Raw genomic sequence first — 16792 nt, 5'->3', positions numbered from 1 at the left:
GGTCTACCTCCTCAGGCCGGAATGCCGGCGCTGATCACCAGAGCAAAAATGAAGGCAAACACGGCAAAGCCTTCCACTATGGCGGCTGGCGCAATCGACATACCGAATATTTCCGGCTTGATTTTGGAAACGTTGATCGCGCTGGCACAGCACTGCCCCTGCCGGACCGCACTGAACAGCAGCGCCAGACCCGCCAGAATGCCAACGGCAAACAGACCCGGCGCATTGTCGATATTCACCTCACGGTTAAGCGAGAACATCACCACGATGCCATAAATGGTCTGTGACGATGGCATGGCGGCAATGCCGACGTATCGCCCATGTCCGGTTTCCGTTTCCAGCAGCGCGCCGCAGGCAGCCTGCCCCGCCAGTGCACAGCCAATGATGCTGCCAATAGCACCCAATGCCATGGGGCCATACAGCCCCGCCCATCCCAGTGCCAGTATCAGGTTGTCCAAGGGTTCACCTCCCGCTTGGTGAAAGGTTGAAATGCGTAGCCTTCGTCCGCAAGGCTCCAGTTGTAGAACTCGATCAAATTCAACCGCAGTCCGTGAATCACACCACTGACAACGGCCAGTACAAAATTGAGCAGGTGCCCCAGCAACAGGATCAACACCTCCAGCAGCAGCCCCATGCCGGGAACGGCAGCCGCAACGTCGCTGGCGAGCTGGTTGAAGGTGATGGCCAGCGAAGCGCTGGCCAGCCCAAGTGCAAACAGACGCAGATAGCTGAGTACATCACCGAACATTTTTGACAGTCCGGTCAAGGCCATCAGGCCATCAATCAGCCGCCACATCCAGTTCTTCGCCCCCTGCCATGGACGATGGCTGGAGCAGAGCAGAATCGCCAGCACGCCCGCGGCCAGCATGGCCCATTCAATATCGACCTGCTGCCTTAGCCAGGCGCTAACACCGGCCAGAATCAGTACAATCCAGCCCAGCGGGGCCAACATGACAGTGCTGCCTCGACTGCGCCAGGCCGTAATCAGGTTTGCCAAGACCAGGTGCCCGGCTCCCATGATCACTGATATTTTCATCATGCTGTCGAAATCATTCATATCAAACAGCTTCAAACCCTCCAGCTGTTCAGGCGGAGCGGCACCAAAGTAGCTGCCCACCAGCGCACCCCAGGCAGCTGAAAACAGAGTGAGCGTTACCCCGAGCGCCCGCAGACGGCGACCGGTGGCACTTTCGCCCATGCGGCGCCAATAAAATCCAAGCACCGCTGCCAACAGAAGCGCATAGCCGGCATCCGAGATGATCAGGGCAAAGAAGATGGCAAACGAGAAAAAGATCACCCGCGATGGATCCCAACTGCGGTAACCCGGCATCTGGTAGAAACGGACAATATCCTCGCCGCCGGAGATGCGATCAGGGTTCTGTAACAGCGTGGGCGGCAGATCGTCTTCGGCAGGTGCTTCAACCACCAGCGCCAGCCCCTGTCGGCGGGCAAAGCTTTCCAGTGCGTCCTGCTGCTGCGCCGGGAACCAACCCTGCAGCGCAAACACCTCTTCAGTATCCAGCGTCTGCCGACTGACCTCTTCACGCTCGGCCTCATCTTCATTGCCGGCAAGTGAACGCTGCAGCAGATACAACCAACGGGTAAATGCCTCGCGCTCGGCGTCCAGAGCTTCCAGCTCAATTTCAAGGTCTTCCAGTTGGGCATCAAGCTGCTCAAGCGGGACCGAGCCGGTGTGAGTCCGAGGTACCGGCATCTGGTTACTGCGGGGCTCTTCTCGAGAGATTACAGCCACATAGGAGTTGCGGTTGTCACGGTGCACGACAGCCCAGGGCAGCACATTGCCTTCCAGCTCATGCATACGATAATTGGGCACCAGATAGAACCAGAGCAGCTGGCCATACAGGCCCTGCTCGCCGGGGAGATTAAAGCTGCCCCAGGGTTCCAGATCCTTGATACGTTTGCGCAAAAAGTCGCGCTGCTCGTTCAATTCCAGTCGTTTTTTGCGATTTTTCAGGACACCCTCAAGTACCTGTCGCAGGCTGAAATGGCGCTCCGTGGTCACTTGCTTGCGCTTCTGCGGACAACTGAGCAGATACCGAATAGCCTGCTGCAGCTGTTCGGGGTGTACACCATCGAGTAACGCCACCTCAGGTTCCTGCGATTCATGGCGCAGCGGAATAACATGCACAAGCCCCAGCGCCTGCAGCTGGTCCAGCACCTGAGCCTTGTCCTCGGTCAACCCGATCAGGGTCGCCTTTTGCAGCGTTACAATACTCATTGCAGTGCCACCCTGGCCCGTTTCCCCTTGGCAATCTTGGCCCGCACGACCCCGGCACGCTCGGCATCCGAAAGGGCGATGCGAATACGGCGGATATTAGACTCGGTACGGGGAATCAGGACCTTATCAAACAGGTTAAGGCGCTGTGTCGTTTTTTGCAGCGCCGCCTCAAGGCGTTCAAGCCGTACCCGCTCAACCTGCTGCAGCACTTTCAGCTCAAGCATCTGGCCCATCAAATCCACTGCACGGTCGACCCACTGCGGCATTGCCAGTCGTGAGTACTGCGCTCTGTCCAGCTCAACACGCGCCACGCGAGGTAATTCAATGCCCACCAGATTATCCAGCTGGTGCTCAACCCGTTGAATCCTGATCAGGCTGTTCAGGTCGAGCCGCGTCTGGGCCAGCATGGGAATTTGCTCAGCTACACTGGCGTTGATCTGATGCTCATCCTGCTGCAGCTGCTCCAGTACACGGCGAGACTTCATCCGCGCCGCCAATATCTGTTTGCGCTTGAGATCCAGTGCCGGAACGAACTGGCGGAAGGATTTCAACCGCTGGTTTTCATGGTTGAGCGTGCTCTTGTTGAGCGCCAGCTTTGCCATAACCGATTCAGCCTGCCTGCTGCTGTGGGAAATACTTGTCGATCAGCTGCTGCTTCATCAGCAGCTCTTCCGGCTTGAAGCATTCAGCCAGGGTCTGCCAGCACTGGTCCAACGCCTGCTCCAGCGGCATGGAGACACTGATGTCCATGAAACGATCGCGGAACAGGTCCCCAAATTTCAACAGCCGCTCGTCATACTCGGTCAGATCAAAGGACATCGCCTGCTTTTGCTGCGCATCACGCGCTTCGGCATAAAAGCGCACCATGGTATTCATGATCTGACCGTGATCTTCACGGGTCACCTTGCCGATCACGTGTTGCTTCAGACGCGACAGCGAGCCGAACGGATCGAGCACGCCGTTATGCAGATAGAACTGGCCTTCGGTGATATAACCGGTATTGTCCGGCACCGGGTGGGTCACATCATCACCCGGCATGGTGGTCACCGACAGGATCGTCACCGAGCCGGCGCCCTTGTAGTCACAGGCCTTCTCGTAGCGACGCGCCAGCTGAGAGTAAAGGTCACCGATATAGCCCCGGTTGGAGGGCACGTGTTCCATGGAGATGCCCACTTCTTTCAGCGCATCGGCATAGGCGGTCATGTCGGTGAGCAACACCAGCACCCGCTTGCCCTCTTCCACGGCAAAGCGCTCGGCCACTGCCAGCGCCATATCCGGTACCAGCAGGCCTTCTACGGTAGGATCAGAACCCAAGTGCACGAACATCACGGTGCGAGCGCTTACACCGGCCTCTTCGAAAGCGCGACGGAAAAAGTGATAGTCATCGAAGATCAGGCCGATACCACCAAAGACCACCACATCCGCATCGGCGTTGGCACCGATCTGCGCCAGCAGGCGGTTGTATGGCTCACCTGCCACCGAGAAGATGGGAATTTTCTGGCTCTCGACCAAGCAATTGAACACATCGATCATCGGCACATCGGTGCGGATCATACGTGACGCCAAAATGCGCCGGGCCGGGTTGACGGTGGGGCCGTCGATTTCAATACGGGTTTCTTCGGACAGACTGGGACCGCCGTCAATGGCGCGCCCGGAACCGGAAAAGGCGCGTCCCATGATGTTCGGCGAGAAGGTCACCTGCATCGGATGACCGAGAAAACGAACCCCGGCCTTGGTGGACAAACCTTTGGTGCCGGAAAATACCTGCAGTGAGACACTGTCTCGATCCAGCTGAATCACCTGCGCCATGTACGGAGGCTGATCGGGGTCGAGGATATTTTCGATCAACGCCAGATCGCCATAACCGATGGCGGCAACCTCGCCCTCTTCAGGCTCAGGCACGTGGACTTTGACGATATCACCCACGATCTCAAGAATGCGCGAGTAGCGAACCAACAACTGTGTCACACCGACTTCCCTCTCATTTGCCATCACACTCAGAATGCGGCCAGCGGGTAGACCTCGTAGGCGACTTCCTCATAGGGGTGCGCCTGCTTCAGTGCTGCCACAGCCGACTCTATCAGCTCATCACTGCAGACCATTTCTACCTTCCATTCGGCTACTCGTTCCAGCTGATGCTGCTGGCCCAGGTGGGGGTTGGAGCCATCAAGCGGACGAAACTGCCCCGTACCAAGAGATTGCCAACAACACTGATCATAATCGCCGATATGGCCAACGCCAACTGCAAACAAAGCCTGATTAACCGCTTCACAGTTGGCTTCAGGGACGAAAAAACAGAGTTTGTACATGCTGCCTCCCTGCCAAGTGACCTCATTAATCTACACCATAGCGCCAACTGTGCAGCCGCAGCAAGCATCGAAATCAGGATGCCAGCTCAAGGTGACACAAACATTGCGCGCAGGCATAAAAAAGCCCGCTACTGGAGCGGGCAGAGGGAACAACAACGTGTTGGGTTCAGTGCAGGCCCAGTACGTCCTGCATGTCATACAGTCCGATTTTCTTATCGCCCAACCAGCCTGCGGCACGGACTGCGCCCTTGGCAAAGGTCATGCGACTGGAAGCCTTGTGCGTGATCTCAATGCGTTCGCCTTCTGTCGCGAACAGAACAGTGTGATCACCGACAACATCTCCGGCCCGGATGGTTTCAAAGCCGATCTCTTTTGCAGGACGAGCACCGGTTTGCCCTTGACGACCATATACGGCACAGGTCTTCAGATCACGTCCGAGCGCATCAGCAACGACTTCTCCCATCCGCAGAGCGGTACCGGACGGCGCATCAACCTTATGTCGATGGTGCGCTTCGATCACTTCAATATCGTAGCCACCGTCATCACCCAGTGCCTTGGCAGCGATCTCAAGCAGCTTAAAGCAAAGGTTTACTCCCACACTCATGTTGGGAGCGAATACCAGCGCCGTTTTTTCCGCAGCCTGTTTCAGCTCTTCTTTCTGACTCTCATTCAGGCCGGTAGTTCCGATCACCATTTTCTTGCCGTTGGCAGCACAAAACGCCAGGTTCTGCAGGGTGACTTCCGGCGTGGTAAAGTCGATCAACAGGTCAAAATCGGATGCCACATCGTCCAGACTGCCAGCCAATTTGACATCCAGCCTGCCCACTCCCGCCAGCTCGCCGGCATCGGCACCGATAAGTGAGCTGCCGGGCTCAACGATGGCAGCACTGAGGCTGACATCCTCAGCCTGTTGCAGTGCCTCAATAATGGTTTTTCCCATACGGCCGGCTGCGCCGGTCACCGCTACTCTGATCATGCACCTGCCCCGCTGGTCTGTATCCATATACCTGATTGTGTGATGATCAGGTCATATCTTCAAAGAACTTTTTCACCGAATCGAAGAAACCGTGTTTCTTCGGGCTGTGCTTGCTGTTGCCCTCTTCAGTGGCATCAGCAAATTCTCGCAGCAGCTTTTTTTGGCGACTGTTCAGATTAACCGGTGTTTCGACGATTACCTTCACCATCAAATCACCCACGCTGCCGCCTCGAACCGGGGTCACGCCCTTGCCACGCAGGCGGAACAGCTTGCCGGTCTGGGTTTCGGTCGGGATCTTCAGTTTGACGCGGCCATCCAGTGTCGGCACGTCAAGCTCACCACCCAGCGCCGCATCCACAAAGCTGATCGGCACTTCACAGTAAAGGTGCTTGCCATCACGCTGGAAAATCGCGTGCTCACGCACATGTACCTGTACATACAGATCACCGGCTGGGCCACCATGCGAGCCGGCTTCACCTTCACCGGCCAGTCGAATGCGATCACCTGTATCAACACCGGCCGGAATCTTGACCTGCAGCGTCTTGGTTTTTTCCACCCGGCCCTGACCGTGGCAGCTGTCGCAGGGGTCGGAAATGACCTTACCCTCACCGCGGCAGGTTGGGCAGGTCTGTTGTACCGAGAAGAAACCCTGCTGCATCCGCACCTGTCCCATGCCACCGCAGGTGGAGCAGGTCTTGGCACTGGTACCGGGCTTGGCGCCACTGCCATCACAGGTTTCGCAGCTGACGTAGGTGGGGATTTGCAGCGTTTTCTCACAACCGCGCACCGCCTCTTCAAGCGTCAGGTCGAGGTTGTAGCGCAAATCGGCGCCACGCTGTACGCTGGAACGGCGGCGTCCGCCACCGCTTCCACCGAAGATGTCACCAAAAACGTCACCAAAAATATCGGAGAAGTTGCCTTCAAAGCCACCGCCTCCGAAGCCGCCCATACCACCCTGGCCATCTACTCCCGCGTGGCCGAACTGGTCGTAAGCCGCTTTTTTCTGGGCATCCGACAGTACTTCGTAGGCTTCGCTGATCTCCTTGAACTTGTCTTCAGCTTCCTTGTCGCCCGGATTGCGGTCCGGGTGGTATTTCATCGCCAGCCGACGATAGGCTTTTTTGATATCGCGATCGGAGGAATCGCGCGATACGCCCAAAAGTTCGTAGTAATCCTGTTTTGCCATGATCCGAATCTGACCCGTCAGGTTTGACTCCAAAGAGCCGGACATGACAACGCGGGCAGAAGCCCGCGTTGTCACACTGCAACGATCGACACTCGCGAACGCTTACTTCTTGTCGTCGTCTTTGACTTCTTCAAACTCGGCGTCAACGACATCGTCCGCGGCATCCTTTTCGCCCGCTTCGCCACCGGCCTGTTCAGCCTGAGCCGCATCGGCGTACATTTTCTGAGCCACCGCTGACAGCGCTTCGGTCAGAGTTTCAGTCTTGCTCTCGATGGCTTCCTTGTCAGAGCCCTTGAGCGCCTCTTCCAGATCCTTGATAGCCGATTCGATCTTCTCTTTTTCATCCGCAGTCGCCTTGTCACCGGCATCTTTCAGGGTCTTGTGTGCGGTGTGGATCATCGCATCACCCTGGTTACGCGCAGTGGTCAGCTCCTCGAACTTCTTGTCCTCTTCGGCATGCGCTTCGGCATCACGCACCATCTGTTCGATCTCATCATCATTCAGGCCGGAAGAGGCCTTGATTACGATGGACTGTTCCTTGCCGGTAGCCTTGTCCTTGGCGGACACGTTCAGAATACCGTTGGCATCAATATCGAAGGTCACTTCGATCTGCGGCATGCCACGCGGTGCCGGTGGGATATCGGCCAGATCAAAACGACCCAGAGACTTGTTCTGGCTCGCCTGTTTGCGCTCGCCCTGTACCACGTGAATAGTCACAGCCGTCTGGTTGTCGTCCGCTGTCGAGAACACCTGTGACTTTTTGGTCGGGATAGTGGTGTTCTTTTCAATCAGGGAAGTCGCAACACCGCCCATGGTTTCAATACCCAGAGTCAGCGGAGTGACGTCCAGCAGCAGTACGTCTTTCACATCACCGGACAACACCGCACCCTGAATGGCAGCACCGATGGCAACCGCCTCATCCGGGTTAACGTCCTTGCGCGGCTCCTTGCCGAAGAACTCAGCCACTTTCTTCTGTACCAGCGGCATGCGGCTCTGACCGCCGACCAGGATCACCTCGTCAATCTCGGACACGGACAGACCAGAGTCTTTTACCGCAATGCGGCAAGGCTCGATGGAGCGCTCGACCAGCTCTTCAACCAGTGATTCCAGCTTGGAGCGTGTCAGTTTCACGTTCAGGTGCTTCGGACCGGTCGCATCAGCCGTGATGTACGGCAGGTTGACGTCGGTCTGCTGTGCGGAAGACAATTCAACCTTCGCTTTCTCACCAGCTTCCTTCAGACGCTGCAGCGCCAGCGGGTCGTTGTGCAGATCGATTCCACTTTCTTTCTTGAACTCATCCGCCAGGTAGTTGATAACCGCCAGGTCGAAATCTTCACCACCGAGGAAGGTGTCACCGTTGGTTGCCAACACTTCAAACTGGTGCTCACCATCCACATCGGCAATCTCGATGATGGAAATATCAAACGTACCACCACCGAGGTCGTATACGGCAACGGTCTTGTCGCCCTTGGACTTGTCCATGCCATAGGCCAGCGCAGCCGCTGTCGGCTCGTTGATAATGCGTTTCACTTCCAGACCGGCAATTCGGCCTGCGTCTTTGGTGGCCTGGCGCTGAGAGTCATTGAAGTAGGCCGGTACGGTGATCACTGCTTCAGTGACCGGCTCGCCGAGATAGTCTTCAGCGGTCTTCTTCATCTTTTTCAGCACTTCAGCCGATACCTGCGGCGGAGCCATCTTTTTGCCTTTTACATCAACCCAGGCATCACCGTTGTCGGCCGCAATGATTTTGTAAGGCACCATTTTGATGTCTTTCTGAACCACTTTGTCATCATAGCGGCGGCCAATCAGACGCTTGATGGCATACAGTGTGTTGTCCGGGTTGGTAACGGACTGGCGCTTGGCCGGCTGGCCAACCAGTGTTTCGCCGTCATTGGTATAGGCGATAATGGACGGAGTGGTGCGATCACCTTCCGCGTTTTCAATCACTTTGGTCTTGTCGCCATCAAGGATCGCCACGCAGGAGTTGGTGGTGCCCAAGTCGATACCGATAATTCTGCCCATGTCTTACTCCGATCTTTCTGTGACCCGTACTGGGTCAAAAACTGTTCAATTAGCCGTTGTGCATCTATATGGGTACGGCAGCGCGTTTTTCAACTCCGGCTTCAGCCTTTTGCTACCATCACCATGGCAGGACGTACCAGACGGCCATTCAGCAGGTAACCCTTCTGTACAACTGTGACGACCGTGTTAGGCTCAACACCTTCTGCCGGCACCATGGACATCGCCTGGTGGTGCTCCGGATTAAAGACTTCACCCTGCGGATTCAGCTGCTCCACATTGAATTTTTCCAGACTGGAGAGGAACAGCCCCAGTGTCATCTCGACACCTTCACGAATCGCCTTGACCTTCTCCTCATCGCCTTGACTTGCTTCAATTGCACGCTCAAGACTATCCACCACCGGCAGCAACTCTGTCGCAAATTTTTCCAGACCAAACTTGTGTGCCTTTTCCACATCCTGCTCGGCACGACGGCGAATGTTCTGAATTTCGGCCTGCGCACGCGGTTTGAGCTCAACCAGTTCCTTCTTCAAGGCTTCAACCTCAGCGCGGGATTCTTCCAGCTGCTGGATCAGGCTGACTTCCGTCTCTTCGGCAGCACCTGGCTCTACAACTTCACCTTCGGCGACCAGCACTTCAGGTTCGTTTTGAACCGGCTCGACGGCTTCATTCTGATTCTGCTGCTCTTTCGACATCAGGTCTCTCCAACTGACACTTGAGTATTGGCGTTGATGGCATCTATATGGGGCTCTCTCAGATGGATTCAACCGGCAGCAAGATTTTTTTCAGCTGGGGATTGCAGGTATCGATCAAATGGCTTATACAGTAAACACTGTATAAATAACCATGTGTGATTATCATGCTGACCCAACTGACCATTCGCAACTTCGCCATCGTGAGCGACCTTGAAGTCGAGCTGAATCGAGGGATGACCGTCATCAGCGGCGAAACCGGCGCCGGCAAGTCAATCATGCTGGACGCCCTCGGACTCTGCCTGGGTGATCGAGCTGACAGTGACAGTGTCAACAGCGGCTCAGAGCGCGCCGAGCTCACGGCCAGCTTTGATATCCGCACAATCCCACAGGCCAGGCTGTGGCTCAGCGAACACGACCTGGAGGGTGACCCTCAGGAATGCCATTTACGCCGTGTCATCACACGTGAAGGCCGCAGTCGAAGCTACATCAATGGTCGCCCCACCCCTCTGGCATTGCTGCGCGAACTCGGCCAGTACCTGGTCGACATTCATGGCCAGCACGAGCATCAACGGCTGTTGAAAAAGGATCATCACCGGGTGCTGCTGGACGAATTCGGAAACCATACCGAGCTGACTGAAGAAGCACGCCGCCTGTACCACAAATGGCGCCGCCAGCATGCCGAGCTTGAACAACTTACCCAAGTATCGGACGAGCGCAATGCACGCATGCAACTATTGAGCTACCAGGTCGAAGAGCTGGAGCAACTTGCGCTGACGCAGGGAGAACTGGAGCAGCTGGAACATGAGCAGCAACTGCTGGAAAATGCCGGTAGCCTGTTAAGCACAGGTCAGCAATTGCTCAATATCAGCCATGAGGATGATAGTCTCAACTGCCAGTCCATGTTGCATCACTGCCTTCAGCTGCTGCAGCAGCTCGGCACGGAAGATTCGCGTCTGCAACAGGCCAATGAAATGTTTAACAGCGCACTGATACAGGTGGAAGAAGCCGGTCGCGAGGTCCGTCATTTTTTGGAAGCAGTAGAAATCAACCCCGAACGCCAGCAGGAGGTGGAAGAACGCCTGACGGCCATCTACGATGTAGCGCGCAAACACCGCTTATTGCCTGAGCAGCTTATTGAGTTCCAGCAATCTCTACAGCAGGAGCTGATGGGCCTGACCCGATCCGACAACGAAATTGAATTACTGGCCGACGAAGTAGAATCGGCCTGGCAGAGCTACCTCAAAACCGCCGCTGAGCTCAGCCTTGCACGGCAACAACAGGCCGAGCACTTGGACCGCTTGGTGGACGCTCAGCTGCATGCCCTTGGCATGCCTGCCGCCCGTTTCAGTGCGTGTCTGACGCCACTGGATACTGAGCGCTACAGTGCTAGCGGCCTTGAAGAGGTCGAGTTCCTGATTAGCACCAACGAGGGCCAGCCAGCCCGTGCACTGGCAAAAGTTGCATCAGGTGGTGAACTGTCCCGAATCAGCCTGGCGATACAGGTGGTTACGGCACAGACATCCAGCACCCCAACACTGGTATTTGATGAAGTCGATGTGGGTATCGGTGGCGCCATTGCTGAAGTGGTCGGTCGGATGCTGCGTGAACTGGGTGAACGGGTGCAGGTTTTGTGTGTAACACACCAACCCCAAGTGGCGGCACAAGGGCATCAGCACCTGTTTGTAAGCAAAAAGGGACAGAAAGGTACATCCCAGACCCGGGTATCAAGGTTGAGCGAGGCCCAAAGGGTAGAAGAAGTTGCCCGCATGCTGGGCGGTGTCGATATTACGCGGACGTCAATGGAGCATGCACGAGAAATGCTGTCAGCCTGAGCGGCTGACAGCAAGGTTGCCTACTTCTTGTCGTCTTCTTCACAACCGCCCTTGCAGACACCGTAAAGATAAAGCGTACGGTCAGTAATGGTAAAGCCAAGCTGGTCCGCAACCTTGTCGAGGATTTCGGATACCTTGGGCTCAGTAAACTCGCGTACTCGGCCACACTTTACACAGACCACATGGTCGTGATGCTCGTCGCGCGCCAATTCGAAGACAGAATGCCCACCTTCAAAGTGATGACGCGACACCAGACCGGCTGCTTCGAACTGAGTCAGAACACGATATACCGTTGCCAAGCCGACATCTTCGCCAAGCTCCATCAGCAGCTTGTATATATCTTCCGCACTGAAGTGGTCACCTTCGCCGGCACGTTCGAGAATTTGATAAATTTTGACCCGCGGCAGAGTCACCTTCAGTCCGGCTTTCCGCAGTTCCTGATTTTCCAGTGCCATATTAGGTCTCAATCACTATGCTGTTCGGGATTTGCAATGTTAGACTCCATTATCTTTGTTTAGGCATGAAAACGGAAGCCATTTACTGATGCGAAAGGTTCTTCTCAGCACAACACTTGCCCTGATGATCGCCGGCTGCTCCGAGTTCCCAGGCGTTTACAAGATCGATATCCCTCAGGGTAACGTGGTTACTCAGGAGATGGTCAACCAGCTGCGCCCCGGCATGACGCACTCTCAGGTGCGCTATGTCATGGGTACGCCACTGATCAGCGACACCTTCAGCGAGGGGCGCTGGGACTACCTGTACAGCATCAAGGAGGGGGATGGCCAGCGTTACCAAGAGCGGGTCAGCGTTTTCTTTGAAGATGGCAAGCTGACTCGCCTTAGCGGCGACTTTCGTCCCGGGGTAGCGCAGGATCAGTCTCGCTAGTCGGTTATACGATGCGGGGAATCACTCCCCGCCCCCCTGTTTCGTTTGCTCTGATGCCTTTTCCGCTTTCATTTTAGCAGCTCGACGAGCACGGACTTCCTTGGGGTCCGCAATTAACGGCCGGTATATTTCAACCCGATCACCATCCTTCAACACTGTCGTAGCAGGGTCCTTTATCGCCTTGCCGAAGATTCCCATCGACGCGGTCGCAGGATCAACACCGGGAAACAGCTCAGCAATTCCAGAGCGAACAACAGCCTGGTAGGCCGTACATTCCTCATCTACCTGCAGTGCAATGATTTTCTGCTCGTAAGGTAACGCATAGGCTACTTCGACACTAATCATTACGCCTCCTGACCCAATACTGTATCGGCACGCATCACAAACGCATCGACCAATGTCGTCGCCACCGAGTTAAACACCTTGGACATGGCAAGCCCGGTGAGCTTGCCCTTGAATTCAAAATCCATCTGCAACTCTACTTTCGAAGCGTCCTCACTCAGGGGGGTGAAGGTCCATTTACCCCTGAAAGACGAGAACGGCCCCTCAACCAAAGTAATCTCCATTGAGTCTGGGCGCTGCAGGAAATTTCTCGTGGTAAAGCTGTACTTCAGCCCGCTCTTTGCAAGATGCAGAGTAGCAACCAGCTCCTGAGAAGACTCAGAAACAACATCGGTCGACGCACACCAAGGCAGAAATGCCGGATAGTTACGCACATCATTTACAAGATCGAACATTTGCTCAGCTGAATGCAGCACCAAAGCGCTGCGGTTTACCTGTGTCATAGCATCCTCATGGTGATCAGCGACTCAGGCCAGCTTGTCGTACAGGTTGACCACAAAAATCACTGCAACCGCAACCGGGGCGATGAACCGAATGGTGAACTGCCATGCACTGTAAGCACCAGAGCTACCCAATGCCAGTTCGTCGCGAGTCATCCTCTGTGTCAAAACCCAACCCACGTAGACTGCTATCAGCAACCCACTCAACGGCAGCATGATATTGGCAGTAATAAAATCCAGGAAATCAAAGATACCCATGCTGAATATCTTGATATCCGCCCAATGATTGAACGACAGCAGTGATGCAATCCCCATCAGCCAGATGATGAAGCCCAGTAAAGCGGCTGCGTGAAGACGCTTGAATCCAAAACGCTCCACAACCCAGGCTGTTGCCGGTTCTAGCAGGGAGATGGCCGAGGTCCATGCTGCAACACCTACCAAGAGAAAGAACAGAAAGCCAAAGACCTGTCCTCCCGGCATTTGACCAAACGCAACCGGAAGGGTGATAAACATCAGCCCGGGACCTGCCCCCGGGTCCAGTTGGTTGGCAAACACAATTGGGAAGATGGCCAAGCCTGCAACCAGTGCAACCACCGTATCCAGTACCCCTATTGTCAGGACTGTGGCGCCAATTGAATCCTTTTTACCCATATAGGAACCATAGGCCATAATTGCCCCCATACCCAGCGACAGGGTAAAGAAGGAATGTCCCAGAGCCACCAGTACCGCATCCCATGTCAGTGCATCAGGGTTAAAGCTGAACAGGAATGACCAGCCTTCGGCGAAGCTGCCACTGTTGAGTGAGTATCCAAGAAGCACCAATAGCAAAAGGAAGAGGGCGGGCATCATGATCTTGGTTGCCCGCTCCAGCCCCTTGTTTACACCACCTGCTACAACCACGACCACCATCAACACAAAGACAGTGTGCCAAATCAGCATCTGATCCGGGCTTGCCAGCAGCGACTCGAATTTCTTACCGGCAAGGTCGCTGCCTATATCAACAAACTGCCCCGTACCCATACCTGCGATGTAGTGCAGAACCCAGCCAGCCACCACCGAGTAAAAAGAGAAAATGATGTACCCGGCCAGCACACCCAGCCAGCCAATCAAGCCCCAGCGAGGATCCCTGCCAGCTTCCACAGCGGTTTCGCGCACTGCGTTGATCGGGCTTTGCCTGGCACGACGGCCGACCAGAATTTCACCCATCATGATCGGTATGCCAACCAGAAGAATACAAACCAGATAGACCAGCACAAACGCGCCGCCACCATTTTCACCCGTGATATAGGGAAACTTCCAGATGTTACCCAGGCCAACTGCAGATCCTGTTGCTGCCAGAATGAAGATCCAACGGTTCGCCCATGAACCGTGCATAGACTGCTTTGACTGCATAGTGCTCTCAGGTTAAAAATTTCATGAACCGCAATTGTTCATATTTCGGACAAGGGTGACAACCTTTTGCTGCATCTCTACGCTCAAACACGAGATTAATTACTCTGGGACAGCTATATCACCCGCTTTCAATGCGGACAGTCGCTCTATATAATCGCGCCATGGCGAAAAAGAAGAAGTCCCCCGGCGGAAACACCATCTGCCTGAACAAGCGTGCCAAGCACGAATACACCATCGAAACCCGATTCGAGGCCGGTGTGTCTCTCAGCGGCTGGGAGGTGAAAAGCCTGCGCGAAGGCCGTGGCCAACTGGTCGACTCATACGTTGTCTTCAAAAATGATGAAGCCTGGCTTGTAGGCGTACACATCACACCCCTGATCTCAGCCTCAACACATTTTGTCACCGAGCCTAGGCGTGATAGAAAGCTTCTGCTGCATCGACGCGAGATTGAAAAGCTGACTACCGCCGTCGAGGCCAAAGGCTACACCTGTGTAGCATTGGCTCTTTACTGGAAGAACGGCATGGTCAAGTGTGAAATTGCGCTTGTGAAGGGAAAGAAACTGCACGACAAACGCGCTGACGAGAAAGAAAAAGACTGGAATCGACAGAAACATCGCGAAATGTCTGTTGCAGCCCGTTGAACCTTTTCACTTTCTTCCGGTCTACAATGCCGGTACAATGACTCGTTACATATCTGGGGGTGACTTGGCTTCGACGCTGATTACGAACCCTTGGGTGCATGCCGAGAACGTGATGATTCTCGTTAATCCCTCATCACACAGTTATAGTTGCAAACGACGATAACTACGCTCTAGCCGCTTAAGTCGGCTAGCGCCGCACTCTAAGGTGTCTGTAACTCAGAGGTTCGCGGTGTCATACGAGACAGAATCGCCTGGATGCTTTGCTCTAAGCTGAACGGTTAAAACTAAAAGAGCTCGCCCATAGCACCCTGGCTCTCGGGTCGCGACGGGTTAATTGAATAGAGATGCCTAAGCATGTAGATCTTGAGGCAGAGGATTGGCGGACGCGGGTTCGAAACCCGCCACCTCCACCAAACATCCAATAAAATCAGCAACTTACAAGGCTGATTTTCCAAAACCCCACAACCTGCCCCACATTGGCAAAAGTGGTAAAACCGGGTTTTCAGCGGTAGCAGCCCGGTGGTTTTTCCCTTAACACAACACCTGCACTTGAATACCTGCACCCGGCTGGCGCTTTGCCAAGGCGGTGACGGTCATCAACAGGTAGATCAGCCCAACAGGAAACTACCGGCTTTCCGGTGGAATCCCAGGCGGTCAGTTTGGCCTTCTCGACTCTCAGCGGGTCGATAGCGGGATTCCGCTACCGGCAGCCATTACGGGACGGGCGGAAGCTCCAGCCCTCAAACCTGCGCCAGCAGGGTGATACCAGCGCAAGCGCATTGCAGGTTGATAGCGGATAACAATTGCGATCCCTGCAACCTGATTTCCGGCATGTTTTTTGACCTCCCCTGTACACTGCGCCATCCGGCAGCTTTCACCTGCAACAATCCAGCACTTAGCAAAAGCCGTGCCCATGATATTTTTCTATCAATCCTGCCGGACACCTACACCAGCGATTTCAGCCGTTTGGGCGGTTGGCGGCAGCGGTGGTGTTACTCCTCAGATTCGAGGGGTTTTGTCCTGGTGGCGGCGGTGACGGTCAACCATCGGGCGGCGGCCTGCACCTGCATCAATTCGAAGCCGGGCCTCTCTAACGAATCAGCACCAATTCGAAGCCGCTATTCTCTACCGAACCAAAACCAGCGATCCGGCAACCGGCTGCACCCTTCCCGTCAACACCTGCACCCCCAGAACGTGGGTTTAGAACCGCCTGAAAGCCCCGTATTCTCTGGCCTGTAGCCCATCTGGGGACTATTTCACCACCTTGAACACCACAACCGATTGTTATTAAAGGGAATTTACTCAAAACACTGCCGGTTGATTTCCGCACCTTCGACACCTCCGGCACCCTAAAACCCAATAACCATGCGGGTTAGAGCCTTGCACTGGTGGTGACGGCCATAAAAACCCGAAAAACTGCCGCAAACCGCGTGGTTGCTCCCGTCCCGCGGTTGCCGGTAGGTGCTGGGGCCCCAGGCTCTCAACAGTTCAACAGGCTTTCCGTTTTGCGCTCTGCGCTGCGTTCGCTGCTGATCCATGCGCCAGCATAGCCGCAACAGAACGGCGTTGTGGTGGCGTCCTGCTGCGGCAGTGCACCCGCTCAACCTGCATCAGCATCAGCGTTGCCGGTTTTCCGGTATCGACCACGGACAAGCGTTCCGGGCACTCCCCAGGCTTTCGGGTATCAAGTGGCACGGGCAGTTAGTAGCCGGAATTCCTGCTTCTAACTTGTGACGGTCATCGGCCCGGTTTCGGGCTTCTATCGGAAGGGGTGGCGGTATGCCTGGTGGGTGCCTGCTGCTGGCGCTTGGGTAGGTGGGCGGGGCTTGAGCACGT

Annotated in this window: 17 protein-coding genes and 1 other RNA gene; 5 read left to right on the top strand and 13 right to left on the bottom strand. The window is 55.3% G+C overall.

What is annotated here, in order from left to right; translation table 11 throughout:
- Positions 1 to 11: 11 nt before the first annotated feature.
- From ABIE61_RS09025 to grpE, 9 genes are all read right to left on the bottom strand, one after another.
- On the bottom strand, positions 12 to 458 hold the full coding sequence (locus ABIE61_RS09025; RefSeq protein WP_091822756.1) for an ATP synthase subunit C: 447 nt from the start codon (positions 456 to 458) through the stop codon (positions 12 to 14).
- Positions 446 to 2239, bottom strand: coding sequence for a V-type ATP synthase subunit I (locus ABIE61_RS09020; RefSeq protein WP_354408706.1), 1794 nt, complete (start codon positions 2237 to 2239; stop codon positions 446 to 448). The genes ABIE61_RS09025 and ABIE61_RS09020 overlap by 13 nt, the downstream gene beginning before the upstream one ends.
- Positions 2236 to 2841 (bottom strand): V-type ATP synthase subunit D, encoded by a 606-nt coding sequence (locus tag ABIE61_RS09015; protein WP_354408704.1) that lies wholly within the window; start codon positions 2839 to 2841, stop codon positions 2236 to 2238. Before ABIE61_RS09015 ends, ABIE61_RS09020 begins: the two co-directional genes overlap by 4 nt.
- Before the next feature lie 7 nt (positions 2842 to 2848).
- Positions 2849 to 4207: a V-type ATP synthase subunit B gene (locus tag ABIE61_RS09010; RefSeq protein WP_206838701.1), complete on the bottom strand. Its 1359-nt coding sequence runs from the start codon at positions 4205 to 4207 to the stop codon at positions 2849 to 2851.
- A 29-nt stretch (positions 4208 to 4236) separates the two neighbouring features.
- Entirely contained in the window at positions 4237 to 4548 is a 312-nt protein-coding gene (locus ABIE61_RS09005) for a YqfO family protein (protein ID WP_354408701.1), read from the bottom strand.
- 166 nt (positions 4549 to 4714) lie between these two features.
- Positions 4715 to 5524, bottom strand: coding sequence for a 4-hydroxy-tetrahydrodipicolinate reductase (gene dapB, locus ABIE61_RS09000; RefSeq protein ID WP_354408700.1), 810 nt, complete (start codon positions 5522 to 5524; stop codon positions 4715 to 4717).
- A 46-nt stretch (positions 5525 to 5570) separates the two neighbouring features.
- Positions 5571 to 6710 carry a molecular chaperone DnaJ gene (dnaJ, locus tag ABIE61_RS08995; protein WP_354408697.1) on the bottom strand — a complete coding sequence of 380 codons (1140 nt, stop codon included), beginning with the start codon at positions 6708 to 6710 and terminating at the stop codon, positions 5571 to 5573.
- Positions 6711 to 6812: 102 nt separating this feature from the next.
- Positions 6813 to 8732, bottom strand: coding sequence for a molecular chaperone DnaK (gene dnaK, locus ABIE61_RS08990; RefSeq protein WP_354408694.1), 1920 nt, complete (start codon positions 8730 to 8732; stop codon positions 6813 to 6815).
- 101 nt (positions 8733 to 8833) lie between these two features.
- Positions 8834 to 9424, bottom strand: a complete 591-nt coding sequence (gene grpE, locus ABIE61_RS08985) for a nucleotide exchange factor GrpE (protein WP_354408692.1) — start codon at positions 9422 to 9424, stop codon at positions 8834 to 8836.
- A gap of 164 nt (positions 9425 to 9588) precedes the next feature.
- Between grpE and recN the strand changes: the two genes are divergently transcribed.
- The gene (gene recN, locus ABIE61_RS08980) at positions 9589 to 11256 is read left to right on the top strand and encodes a DNA repair protein RecN (protein WP_354408690.1); all 1668 of its coding nucleotides are present in this window, start codon (positions 9589 to 9591) and stop codon (positions 11254 to 11256) included.
- 20 nt (positions 11257 to 11276) lie between these two features.
- Here the strand turns inward: recN and fur are convergent, their stop codons facing one another.
- Positions 11277 to 11711 carry a ferric iron uptake transcriptional regulator gene (gene fur / locus ABIE61_RS08975; RefSeq protein WP_206838659.1) on the bottom strand — a complete coding sequence of 145 codons (435 nt, stop codon included), beginning with the start codon at positions 11709 to 11711 and terminating at the stop codon, positions 11277 to 11279.
- An 88-nt stretch (positions 11712 to 11799) separates the two neighbouring features.
- Between fur and ABIE61_RS08970 the strand changes: the two genes are divergently transcribed.
- The gene (locus tag ABIE61_RS08970) at positions 11800 to 12141 is read left to right on the top strand and encodes an outer membrane protein assembly factor BamE (RefSeq protein ID WP_206838649.1); all 342 of its coding nucleotides are present in this window, start codon (positions 11800 to 11802) and stop codon (positions 12139 to 12141) included.
- Between the two features lie 21 nt (positions 12142 to 12162).
- On the opposite strand, the gene ABIE61_RS08965 is transcribed toward ABIE61_RS08970, so the two are convergent.
- The 3 genes from ABIE61_RS08965 to ABIE61_RS08955 are packed head-to-tail and all read right to left on the bottom strand — an operon-like array spanning position 12163 to position 14315.
- Complete coding sequence (locus ABIE61_RS08965) at positions 12163 to 12486, bottom strand: RnfH family protein (protein WP_206838646.1); 324 nt, start codon at positions 12484 to 12486, stop codon at positions 12163 to 12165.
- Positions 12486 to 12926 carry a type II toxin-antitoxin system RatA family toxin gene (locus tag ABIE61_RS08960; protein WP_354408686.1) on the bottom strand — a complete coding sequence of 147 codons (441 nt, stop codon included), beginning with the start codon at positions 12924 to 12926 and terminating at the stop codon, positions 12486 to 12488. The genes ABIE61_RS08965 and ABIE61_RS08960 overlap by 1 nt, the downstream gene beginning before the upstream one ends.
- A gap of 24 nt (positions 12927 to 12950) precedes the next feature.
- Positions 12951 to 14315, bottom strand: a complete 1365-nt coding sequence (locus tag ABIE61_RS08955; protein WP_354408683.1) for a sodium-dependent transporter — start codon at positions 14313 to 14315, stop codon at positions 12951 to 12953.
- Between the two features lie 161 nt (positions 14316 to 14476).
- Here ABIE61_RS08955 and smpB point away from each other — a divergent pair, with 161 nt between their 5' ends.
- The 3 genes from smpB to ABIE61_RS08940 all read left to right on the top strand — a co-directional run bounded on the left by smpB (position 14477) and on the right by ABIE61_RS08940 (position 16195).
- A complete protein-coding gene (gene smpB, locus ABIE61_RS08950) occupies positions 14477 to 14956 on the top strand; it encodes an SsrA-binding protein SmpB (protein WP_354408680.1) in 480 nt (159 codons plus the stop codon).
- 55 nt (positions 14957 to 15011) lie between these two features.
- Positions 15012 to 15369, top strand: a transfer-messenger RNA (tmRNA) gene (ssrA, locus tag ABIE61_RS08945).
- A 418-nt stretch (positions 15370 to 15787) separates the two neighbouring features.
- A complete protein-coding gene (locus ABIE61_RS08940; protein ID WP_354408677.1) occupies positions 15788 to 16195 on the top strand; it encodes a hypothetical protein in 408 nt (135 codons plus the stop codon).
- The last annotated feature ends 597 nt before the right edge of the window (positions 16196 to 16792 follow it).

It is taken from the genome of Marinobacterium sp. MBR-111, assembly GCF_040547585.1.
GTDB lineage: Bacteria > Pseudomonadota > Gammaproteobacteria > Pseudomonadales > Balneatricaceae > Marinobacterium > Marinobacterium iners.
This window is presented reverse-complemented; position numbering and strand designations above follow the sequence as displayed.

What these genes read in the sequence shown, in the direction of transcription:
- grpE (WP_354408692.1), bottom strand. Translation starts at nt 9,424, where the DNA reads ATGTCGAAAGAGCAGCAGAATCAGAATGAAGCCGTCGAGCCGGTTCAA.
- ABIE61_RS09005 (WP_354408701.1), bottom strand. Translation starts at nt 4,548, where the DNA reads ATGTACAAACTCTGTTTTTTCGTCCCTGAAGCCAACTGTGAAGCGGTT.
- ABIE61_RS09015 (WP_354408704.1), bottom strand. Translation starts at nt 2,841, where the DNA reads ATGGCAAAGCTGGCGCTCAACAAGAGCACGCTCAACCATGAAAACCAG.
- ABIE61_RS08970 (WP_206838649.1), top strand. Translation starts at nt 11,800, where the DNA reads ATGCGAAAGGTTCTTCTCAGCACAACACTTGCCCTGATGATCGCCGGC.
- dnaJ (WP_354408697.1), bottom strand. Translation starts at nt 6,710, where the DNA reads ATGGCAAAACAGGATTACTACGAACTTTTGGGCGTATCGCGCGATTCC.
- ABIE61_RS08940 (WP_354408677.1), top strand. Translation starts at nt 15,788, where the DNA reads ATGTTTTTTGACCTCCCCTGTACACTGCGCCATCCGGCAGCTTTCACC.
- recN (WP_354408690.1), top strand. Translation starts at nt 9,589, where the DNA reads ATGCTGACCCAACTGACCATTCGCAACTTCGCCATCGTGAGCGACCTT.
- fur (WP_206838659.1), bottom strand. Translation starts at nt 11,711, where the DNA reads ATGGCACTGGAAAATCAGGAACTGCGGAAAGCCGGACTGAAGGTGACT.
- ABIE61_RS08965 (WP_206838646.1), bottom strand. Translation starts at nt 12,486, where the DNA reads ATGATTAGTGTCGAAGTAGCCTATGCGTTACCTTACGAGCAGAAAATC.
- ABIE61_RS08955 (WP_354408683.1), bottom strand. Translation starts at nt 14,315, where the DNA reads ATGCAGTCAAAGCAGTCTATGCACGGTTCATGGGCGAACCGTTGGATC.
- ABIE61_RS08960 (WP_354408686.1), bottom strand. Translation starts at nt 12,926, where the DNA reads ATGACACAGGTAAACCGCAGCGCTTTGGTGCTGCATTCAGCTGAGCAA.
- ABIE61_RS09020 (WP_354408706.1), bottom strand. Translation starts at nt 2,239, where the DNA reads ATGAGTATTGTAACGCTGCAAAAGGCGACCCTGATCGGGTTGACCGAG.
- dapB (WP_354408700.1), bottom strand. Translation starts at nt 5,524, where the DNA reads ATGATCAGAGTAGCGGTGACCGGCGCAGCCGGCCGTATGGGAAAAACC.
- smpB (WP_354408680.1), top strand. Translation starts at nt 14,477, where the DNA reads ATGGCGAAAAAGAAGAAGTCCCCCGGCGGAAACACCATCTGCCTGAAC.
- dnaK (WP_354408694.1), bottom strand. Translation starts at nt 8,732, where the DNA reads ATGGGCAGAATTATCGGTATCGACTTGGGCACCACCAACTCCTGCGTG.